The 9,283-nt window shown below is 69.3% G+C and carries 6 protein-coding genes and 1 pseudogene; 3 read left to right on the forward strand and 4 right to left on the reverse strand.

What is annotated here, in order from left to right; genetic code table 11:
- Positions 1-42 precede the first annotated feature (42 nt).
- Both ACWEH3_RS14435 and ACWEH3_RS14440 read right to left on the reverse strand, forming a co-directional pair.
- Complete coding sequence (locus ACWEH3_RS14435; protein WP_450025467.1) at positions 43-1,818, reverse strand: hydroxysqualene dehydroxylase; 1,776 nt, start codon at positions 1,816-1,818, stop codon at positions 43-45.
- 152 nt (positions 1,819-1,970) lie between these two features.
- On the reverse strand, positions 1,971-2,921 hold the full coding sequence (locus ACWEH3_RS14440) for an EamA family transporter (RefSeq protein ID WP_450025469.1): 951 nt from the start codon (positions 2,919-2,921) through the stop codon (positions 1,971-1,973).
- Between the two features lie 110 nt (positions 2,922-3,031).
- On the opposite strand from ACWEH3_RS14440, the gene ACWEH3_RS14445 reads away from it, so the two are divergent.
- Complete coding sequence (locus ACWEH3_RS14445) at positions 3,032-3,961, forward strand: LysR family transcriptional regulator (RefSeq protein WP_450025489.1); 930 nt, start codon at positions 3,032-3,034, stop codon at positions 3,959-3,961.
- 13 nt (positions 3,962-3,974) lie between these two features.
- On the opposite strand, the gene ACWEH3_RS14450 is transcribed toward ACWEH3_RS14445, so the two are convergent.
- Together ACWEH3_RS14450 and leuA are read right to left on the reverse strand one after the other, a co-directional pair.
- Positions 3,975-5,606: an AAA family ATPase gene (locus ACWEH3_RS14450; RefSeq protein ID WP_450025471.1), complete on the reverse strand. Its 1,632-nt coding sequence runs from the start codon at positions 5,604-5,606 to the stop codon at positions 3,975-3,977.
- A gap of 265 nt (positions 5,607-5,871) precedes the next feature.
- Positions 5,872-7,665 (reverse strand): 2-isopropylmalate synthase, encoded by a 1,794-nt coding sequence (gene leuA / locus ACWEH3_RS14455; protein ID WP_450025473.1) that lies wholly within the window; start codon positions 7,663-7,665, stop codon positions 5,872-5,874.
- Between the two features lie 270 nt (positions 7,666-7,935).
- Here leuA and ACWEH3_RS14460 point away from each other — a divergent pair, with 270 nt between their 5' ends.
- Together ACWEH3_RS14460 and ACWEH3_RS14465 are read left to right on the forward strand one after the other, a co-directional pair.
- Positions 7,936-8,703, forward strand: coding sequence for a sulfite exporter TauE/SafE family protein (locus tag ACWEH3_RS14460; protein WP_450025475.1), 768 nt, complete (start codon positions 7,936-7,938; stop codon positions 8,701-8,703).
- A gap of 61 nt (positions 8,704-8,764) precedes the next feature.
- Positions 8,765-9,283 (forward strand): annotated as a pseudogene (locus tag ACWEH3_RS14465) (alpha/beta hydrolase); the annotation flags it as partial.

The following is a 9,283-nucleotide window of genomic DNA, read 5'->3' on the forward strand; positions in this document are numbered from 1 at the left end:
GATCGAATTCGGCACCGGCGAAGGGAGATCGATCACATCCGCTCAGACGGGGACGTCGAACATGTTCGGCTGTCCGGCCGCGTAGCGGTCCGCGTCGACGCGGCGCAGCGGTTCCAGTTCGGTGGCGCGGTAGAGGGTGTACATCCGGCAGCGCTCCGCGTTCGAGCCGGCCACGTCCAGCAGGGCGTTCACCGCGGCGCGCGCGGACTCGTTGGCGCCCTCCATGGTGGCCAGGTCGACGTTGGTGCGCACGTAATCGCCTGCCAAGAAGAGGTTCTCCAGTGCGCCGTGCGGTTGCGGGCGGTGCTCCCACGACCCGGCGGTGTTGATCAGCAGCGGGTCGGCGTTGGCGTTGCGCCGCTCGCCCTCCTGCCAGGCGATGCCGGGATCGAGGAACCAGGAGTGCAGGTCCGCGTCGCGCAGCACCTCGCCGCGATCGTCCAAGTGGGCCTTGATCTGCGCCCACGCCTCCCGAGCGATCTCCTCGTGGGTGCACTCCTTGGCGGGTTTGCCGAATACGACGCCGGGGGTGTTCCAGTCGGAGATGTCCACCGAAAGGCAGTCCTGCACGCCGCCGTCGCCGAACTCGGTCAGCTTGCGGCGCCACAGCTGGTTCTGGCTGATCGAGGTGAGCGACCACGGCGCGTCGACGTAGGCGGTGTGACCACGCGAGATGTCGGCCGGTCGGCGCAGATAGAACTGGATGCCGTTCATCCAGTCGGTGAACAGGTTGTCCATCCCGGCCAAATCGGGCCGGGCCTCGAGTACTTGCGGCGACCACAGCGCGCGCGCCCGTTCGGCGGGCAACGCGACGACGAAGTAGTCGGCCTCGACCGTGCGTTGCGCGCCGGTCTCGTCCACGACCCGGGCCGCGACGATCCTGCGGTCGCGCACCTCCAGCTCGCGCACTTCGGTGCCGAGCACGAAATCCGCTCCGAGCTCACGGATCCGCCGCGTCCACGGCTCGATCCAGACCGCGTTGGTCGGACCGTTCAGTACCCGGTCCAGCCCGCCGTCGTTGCCGATCTGCATGGGATTGCCGAGGAACTGCTCGCCCATGGTGCCGATGGTGCGCACGCTCGCGATGTTCTCCTTCGCGGCGACCATGATGCTGGTCAGCGTGCGCGACAGCAGCGCGCGGAACTCGTGCGAGCGCGCGTGGCCGCCGACGAAATCGTGCCAGGAGGTGCGCTCCCATTGGCCGAGGCGGCGGGCGTCGCAGCTGGTGTTGAAGACCAGCAGGCGTTCGGCGAAGTACACGCCCTCGTTGGGCGGCATCTTCAGTGCGGTGGACAGCGCCGCGCCGAGCGTTTCGCGGAAACTGTCCGGGGAGAATTCCGAGCGCGAGCGCGGACCGAGCGGGACGCGGAAGTCGTCGCCGCCGTGCCGGGCGAATCGTGCTTCCGGCACCGCGACCAGGTTGTCCCATACGCCGTTCGCATTGCCGGGGAACGGGATTCGGCGCATCGTGTCCGGCACGTGCTGATAGAAGCCGGGGAAGAAACGGAAGCCGTGTTCGCCGGGCAGATCCGGCCGTCCACCCGTTCCGGTGCCGGGCACGCCGACGCTGCGGGCTTTGCCGCCCCACGCCCGTTTCTCGTAGATGGTGACCTGGAACCCGCGTTCCGCCAGCTCGTGTGCCGCGGTCAGGCCCGCGACACCGCCGCCGAGTACCGCGACCCTTTTGCCGCCGGGACTCGCTGCGGCAGGCGTGGGTTTCAGCGCACCCGCCGTCAGTGCCCCCGCCGTCGCCACCCCCGCCGCGACCGTGTTACGAAGCAGTGCTCTTCGCGATACGGTCCACTGATTGTCTGCCATGCGCCGCTCTGCTGCCTAGCCTAGGGACCAACTTCCACGCCGGGCACTACTGTAAAGCGGCAAGCCGATCGATTCGCACCGACCCAGGACAGCGGCCGGTGCGGAATGCGAATTTCGTGACGGAGTGCACATCGAACGTGGGTACGGCCCGCTCAGGCCGGGCGACCGGTACCTGCCATCGCGGCTGTTGCCGATGGCTCGATGCGGGCGTTCACCGTGGCCGCGCGTGGTCTGCTCGATGTGGCGGCGAACGCTCCCGCCAGCACCACCACCCCGCCGATCAGCGACAACGTGGTCGGGGTTTCGCCCAGGAAAGTCCACGCCGCGACGATACCGACGATGGGAACGAGCAGGGAGAACGGCGCGACCAGACCGGCCGGATAGCGACCGAGCAGATAGGTCCACAATCCCGTGCCGACCACGGTGGCGAGGACGGCGATATAGGCGAGCGCCAGCAGGGCGGGCAGGCCCGCCGGTGTGAACGCCTCGACCACGGCGTGCGCTCCCGTGGTCGGCCCCTCGACGAACGCCGACAGCGCGAACAGCGGCACCGGCGGGATGGCGGTGGTCCACAGCATCAGGTGCAGCGGGTTGACGCCGGGGGTCTCGGTACCGGCCAGACGCGCGCCGATATTGCCGAAGGCCCAGCCCAGTCCGCCCGCGAGAGTCAAAAGCACCGGCACCAGGGTGGCGTGGGCGAGCCGGTCCCAGCCGATCACCGCCATGCCCGCCACCGCGACGGCGATGCCCGCGATCTGCGCCGGGCGCATCCGCTCACCCAGCAGCAGCGTGCCGAGCAGCACGGTGAACGGCGCCGAGGATTGCAGGACGAGCGAGGCGAGCCCGGTCGGCATGCCCACCCGCATCGCGGTGAACAGGAACGCGAACTGCAGGATGCCGAAACCGCTGCCGTACAAAAGGATCCACCGCATCCGCACCGGAGGGCGTGGGATGAAAAGCAGCGCGGGCACCGCGAGCACCGCGAAGCGCAGCGCCGCGAAGAAGAACGGGGGGAAGTGGTCGAGCCCGACCCGGATGGCGAGGAAATTCAATCCCCAGAGCAGGACGACGGTCAGGCCGAGCAGGCGGTCACGATTGGTCACGCCTTCATCGTGCGATCTGCTAAAGATCAGAACAATCGAATAATTATGGATCAATAATGTAGTTTCACTTAATGGATTTCGGTTCCGAACCGGTCGCGGCCGGGCCGCCCATGGCGCTGGAGAGGCTGCGTGTGCTGCGTGAACTGGCCGATCGCGGCACGGTGGCCGCCGTGGCGGCAGCACTGTCCATGACGCCCTCCGCCGTTTCCCAGCAGCTCAAGGTGCTCGCGCGGGAGGCGGGCGTGGCCTTGCTCGAACCGGACGGCAGACGCGTGCGGCTCACCGACGCGGGTCGTGCACTGGTGGTGCGCGCCGACGAAGTGCTCGCCGCCATGGATCGCGCGGTCGCCGAGATGGCGCACTATCGCGGCTCGCCGCGCGGACGGGTCCGCGTCGCGGTGTTTCCCTCGGGCGGTGCGTTGCTGCTGCCGCATGTGCTGCCCGGCATGGTGGACAGCGGAGTCCAGGTGATCGCGCGCGACGAAGACGTGCCGCCCTCGGAAGTGGCGCGACTGCTCGCCGATTACGACGTGGTGCTGACCCATCGCGACGAGCGCGCCGCACCTATCGCCGACCCGCGCGTCGCGACCCGGGCGCTCATGCGCGAGCCGATCGATGTGGTCGCGGCGCCGACGCATCGGCTCGCGGGCCGTTCGGCCGTCGCGCCGGAGGAACTGGCCGACGAGACCTGGCTCAGCGTGCGGGGCGGTTTTCCCGTCGACGACGTACTGCGCTCGATCGCCACCGTGACCGGCGTGCAGCCGCGTATAGCGCAGCGCCTCAACGATTTCCGCGTCATCGAGACGCTGGTCGCCACCGGCTACGGTGTCGCGCTCATGCCTCGCTACGCGGTCGGCCACCCTGATCTGGCGGTGCTACGGCTGTCCGGCGTGCGCGCCGCTCGGATATACGAACTGGCCACCCGGCCGCGGGCCGAGGCCCGTCCGGCGATCGCGGCCGTGCTCGCGGCGTTCGAGTCGGCCGCCGCACTCGCGACGGCCGACTCCGCGCACGGAAAGGGCTCCGCCGCACGAGCATGATTTCGCGCGACGATCAGAATCCGTACGGTGGCTGGTGCCGGTAGGGATGCTGGGCCTGCGAGCTGACGTAGCCGAAGTCGTCGGCGACCATCGCCGCCAGCTCGAGCAGCGCCCGCCGGGTCGGCTTGCTCACCAGTTCCAGATCGATTTCCGCGCCCTCGGCGAGGTGATCGTCGAACGGCACGACCTGCACCGCGCGGGTGCGATCGAGGAACAGCTTGCGCAACTGGTCGAGATCGACGGTGGACGCGCCGCGGCGGGAAGCGTTCACCACCACGACGGTTCGTTCCACCAGCTTGCCGTAGCCGTGGTGGTCGAGCCAGTCCAGCGTGGCCGACGCGCTGCGCGCGCCGTCGATGGCGGGCGAGGTGACCAGCACCAGCGAGCTCGCCATATCCAGCACCCCCGCCATCGCCGAGTGCATCAAGCCGGTGCCGCAGTCGGTCAGGATGATGTTGTAGAACGATTGCAGAATGCTGATCGCCTTGCGGTAGTCCGCTTCGCTGAACGCCTCCGAGACCGCCGGATCCTGTTCACTGGCGAGCACTTCCAAGCGGCTCGGCGCCTGCGAGGTGTGCGCCCGCACGTCGGAGTACCTGGTGATGTGCTGATCCTCGAGCAGGTTGCGCACGGTGGAGCGGGTCTGCCGTGGCACCCGGTGCGCGAGCGTGCCCAGGTCGGGGTTGGCGTCGATCGCGATGACCCGGTCGCCGCGCTGCGAAGCGAAGGTGGAGCCGAGACCGACCGTGGTGGTGGTCTTCCCGACGCCGCCCTTGAGCGAAAGGATCGCGATCCGGTAGTCACCGCGCACCGGCTGGTTCACCCGGTCGGCGAGGTCCTGGTAGACGATGTCGGCCGCCGACTCGCCCGGATTGATCATGCCGCCGGAAACCTTGTGCACCGCACGACGCCAGCCGCTGCGCGGCGCCCTGCGGGCGCGCCGGAGCAGATTCAGGTCGTTCACCGAATGTCCCGGCTGGCCGGGCTGCGGCACATGCTGCGGTTGGAACGGCGGTACCGACTGGTGCGGACCCGGCCCGCCCTGCCAGGCCGGCCCCTGCGGTTGCCCGAGCGGCGGCGGAGGCGGCGGTTGATAGGCGGACGGCGGAGGCTGGTGCGTCACCGGCGGAGGCGGCGGCGCCCAGCTGTAGATCGGGCCGCTGGGCTGATCGGGTTGCGGCGCAGGAGATTCGGGCTGCGCGGAATCCATGGGCACATGCCGGGTCAGGCCGTCGCCGCCGATCTCCTGGCGGTACTCCCCGTAACCGGGATGCGGTCCGTCCGGAGGCGGGGCTATCGGGTGGCTACCGCTATGGCCCGACGGTGGCTGAAAGGCGCCGGTAGTGAACGGCTCTCCCGGAAAGGGTGACGGAGGGGGATACGCGCCCGCGTTCGGCGGGGCGTACGAGCCGTAGGGTTCGGCCGGTCCGGCCTGCGGGGGAGCCCATGCCTGCGCCACCGGGGCGGCTTGCGGGTAGGCCGTGGTCTGCTCCGTCGAGCCGTGCGGCTCGGGCTGTTCGGGTTGGGCGTCCGGCTGGGCCGACCCGGCCGACACGTCGGTTTCCTTCGCTTCCGTGCCGCCGGCCGGCTCGGCCGACGGGTCCTTGGCCGATGACTCCACGTCGCTGACTTCGGCCGTATCCACGGAATGACTCTGCAGCCAGGGTGGAGAGGTCGGATTGTGGTCGTTTGTTGTCACGGTTCCCCCATCTGCTCGGGAGTTCGAGCAGAGAGCTCGGCGCTTGGAGTGCGAATCCAACGCTAGCACGGGGTTCGCTACCCCGTGTCGCGGTAGGCATGCCGGGCTTGGGGACCCGGACGCCCGTGACATTCGGTCTGCCCCAGCGAGATCGGGCGCCGCGCGGTGGAACCCGCGCGGCGCCCGTCCGCATGCTTGCCGAGATGCGCTGTCAGTGCGCCCGGTTCACCGCCGACACCACCGCGCGCAGCGACGCGGTCGTGATCGAGGTGGCGATGCCGACGCCCCACACCACCTTGTCGCCGATCGCGCACTCCACGTAGGCGGCGGCCTGCGCGTCGTCACCCGCGGACATGGCGTGCTCGGAGTAGTCCAGCACCTCGACGTCGAAACCGACGGCGGCGATCGCGTCGACGAACGCCGCGAGCGGCCCGTTGCCCTTGCCGGTGATCTCCTGCTCGACGCCGTCGACCTTCACTACGGCCACGATCGAGTCGACCCCGCCGTCGGTCTCCGACGCGGTGACCTTCTGGCGCATCCGCTCCAGCGGCCGGATCGGGCTCAGGTACTCCTCATGGAAGACGTCCCACATCTCCTTGGGCGTCACCTCGCCGCCCTCGCCGTCGGTGATCTTCTGGATCGCCTGGGAGAACTCGATCTGCAGCCGCCTCGGCAACGCCAGCCCGTGGTCGGTCTTCATGATGTAGGCGACGCCGCCCTTGCCGGACTGCGAGTTGACCCGGATGACCGCCTCGTAGGTGCGACCCACGTCCTTCGGGTCGATCGGCAGGTAGGGCACCTCCCACACGATGTCGTCGACGTCCGCCTCGGCGGCGTCGGCCGCGGTCTTCATCGCGTCCAGACCCTTGTTGATGGCGTCCTGGTGGCTGCCGGAGAACGCGGTGTAGACCAGGTCGCCGCCGTACGGGTGCCGCTCGTGCACCGGCAACTGGTTGCAGTACTCGACGGTGCGGCGGATCTCATCGATGTCGGAGAAGTTGATCTGCGGATCGACGCCGCGGGAGAACAGGTTCATCCCCAGCGTGACCAGGCACACGTTGCCGGTGCGCTCGCCGTTGCCGAACAGGCAGCCCTCGATCCGGTCGGCCCCGGCCTGGTAGCCCAGCTCGGCGGCGGCCACGGCGGTGCCGCGGTCGTTGTGCGGGTGCAGCGACAGCACGATCGCCTCGCGGCGGGCCAAATTGCGGCTCATCCACTCGATCGAGTCGGCGTAGACGTTCGGAGTCGCCATCTCCACGGTGGCGGGCAGGTTGATGATCAGCGGCTTCTGCGGCGTCGGGGCGATGATCGCCGAGACCGCGTCGCAGACGTCCTTGGCGTACTCCAGCTCCGTGCCGGTGTAGGACTCCGGGCTGTATTCGTAACGCCAATTGGTGTCCGGGTAGCGCTGCTCGATCTCCAGGCACAACGCGGCCGCGTCGGTGGCGATCTTCTTCACCGCGTCGCGGTCGGCGCGGAAGACCACCTTGCGCTGCAGGATCGAGGTGGAGTTGTAGAAGTGCACGATGACGTTCTGCGCGCCCGCGCAGGCTTCGAATGTGCGCTCGATCAGCTCCGGACGGCACTGGGTGAGCACCTGGATGGTGACGTCGTCGGGGATCGCGCCGTCCTCGATGATCTCGCGGACGAAGTCGAAATCGGTCTGGCTGGCCGAGGGGAAGCCGACCTCGATCTCCTTGTAACCCATCCGCACCAGCAGGTCGAACATGCGGCGCTTGCGGGCCGGGCTCATCGGGTCGATCAACGCTTGGTTGCCGTCGCGCAGGTCGACCGCGCACCAGCCCGGCGCCCGGTCGATGACCTTGTCCGGCCAGGTGCGGTCGGGCAGCGTGATCGGCTCGACCTCCTCGGCGAAGGGCCGGTAACGGAACGTCGGCATCGAGGAGTTCTTCTGTTTGTTCCAGCCGGGCTGGTCGGCGGGGGCTGGTTTGCTCGGCGCGGTGATGGTGCGCGCGCCGGACACAAATGCGTCAGCAGGGGACATGGGCGGTTCTCCCGAGGATGTCGTTTTTCCCAATGGGGCTGGTCGACCGGCGCGGCAAAACCCCGCGACGGGAGCCGGTCCGATCAGACCCCGTCGCGGCGGTCGAGAAGAAGTGCCCGCTGCATGATGTCCGCGAGTTTACCGTGCCGAGATACGGCCGGGAAGGGTGGTCCCGTCGTCGGGTGATCCGACGACCCCGCTACCGTTCGGTCCGGCAGTGAACCACGCTTGTACGGGCCCGGGGTCCGACGGGACGTCGAAGGATTGACAATGACCTGGCTGGAGCAACTGGCCGTCTTCGGTGCGGGCATCGCGGCGGGCGGCATCAACACGATCGTCGGCTCCGGCACGCTGATCACCTTTCCCGTTCTGCTCGCGTTCGGCCTGCCGCCGGTGACCGCGAATGTGTCCAACACCATCGGTCTGGTCCCCGGCTCGATCAGTGGTGTGCACGGATACCGCCGCGAACTGGCGGGGCAGCGCGATCGGCTGCTGCGGTTGGGCACCGCCTCGCTGCTCGGCGGCATCACCGGTGCGGTGCTGCTGCTGGTGTTGCCCGCCGAAGCGTTCAAGGCGATCGTGCCCATTCTGATCATGGTGGCATTGGTGCTGGTCGTCGTGCAGCCACGGCTGGCGAGTTGGGTCAAGCGCCGCCGGGAGAACGACGGCGCCCCGGTGCCGGAGCACGGGGGGCCCATCCTGCTCGCCGCGGTTTACGCCGCCGGTGTCTACGGCGGGTACTTCGGCGCCGCGCAAGGCGTGCTGCTGATCGGGCTGCTCGGCGTTTTCGTGCACGACGACATCCAGCGCCTCAACGGGGCGAAGAACGTGCTCGCCCTGATCGTGAACGCGGTCTCCGCGCTGATCTTCATCGTCGTGGCGGACGTGGACTGGCGCGCGGTGGTGCTGATCGCGCTCGGCTCGATCATCGGCGGGCAACTCGGCGCGCGGTTGGGCAGGCGGATGCCGCCGACCTTGCTGCGGGCGGTCATCGTCGTGGTCGGACTCATCGCGGTGATCCGTTTGGTGATGTCCTAGAGACGGATGTCAATCCTCAGGGTGACGACGGCCACCGGGCACGGAGCCCAGGATGAATGCCGTGCCTAGCCGGAGAATCGTCATCGTCGCCGCGCTCGCCGCGCTGCTGCCCGTGGTGAGCGGATGCGGCGGCCCGCCGAGCCGACACGAGTCGGCGGTCGCGGACCTGGTGGCGCAGGCCGACGCCGCGCCGACGCCCCGGCTGGAGTGGGCGCGGTGCGCGGAGCCGGAGCTGAGCCGGTTCCAGTGCGCGACCGCGCAGGTGCCGGTGGACTACGCGCACCCCGACGGCCCGGCCCTCGGGCTGGCGGTGGTGCGTCAGCAGGCCACTGACCCGCAGCGGCGGATCGGCACGCTGTTCTCCGCCGTCGGCGGTCCCGGAGGCTCGGGGCTGCGCTGGGCGGCGAAGGGAGAACTGTTCGGCGGCGAACTCGCGCGCCGCTTCGACGTGGTCACCTTCGACCAGCGCGGCGTCGGCCGCAGCGGGCAGGTGCGGTGTTTCGCGGACGCCGAGCAGCAGCGGCGGTTCTGGTCCGGCGCCCCGCTGCCGCCCGTGCGTCCGGAGCAGGAGCGCGCGGCC

Source organism: Nocardia sp. NPDC004718 (genome assembly GCF_053601535.1).

What these genes read in the sequence shown, in the direction of transcription:
- leuA (WP_450025473.1), bottom strand. Translation starts at nt 7,665, where the DNA reads ATGTCCCCTGCTGACGCATTTGTGTCCGGCGCGCGCACCATCACCGCG.
- ACWEH3_RS14460 (WP_450025475.1), top strand. Translation starts at nt 7,936, where the DNA reads ATGACCTGGCTGGAGCAACTGGCCGTCTTCGGTGCGGGCATCGCGGCG.
- ACWEH3_RS14445 (WP_450025489.1), top strand. Translation starts at nt 3,032, where the DNA reads ATGGCGCTGGAGAGGCTGCGTGTGCTGCGTGAACTGGCCGATCGCGGC.
- ACWEH3_RS14435 (WP_450025467.1), bottom strand. Translation starts at nt 1,818, where the DNA reads ATGGCAGACAATCAGTGGACCGTATCGCGAAGAGCACTGCTTCGTAAC.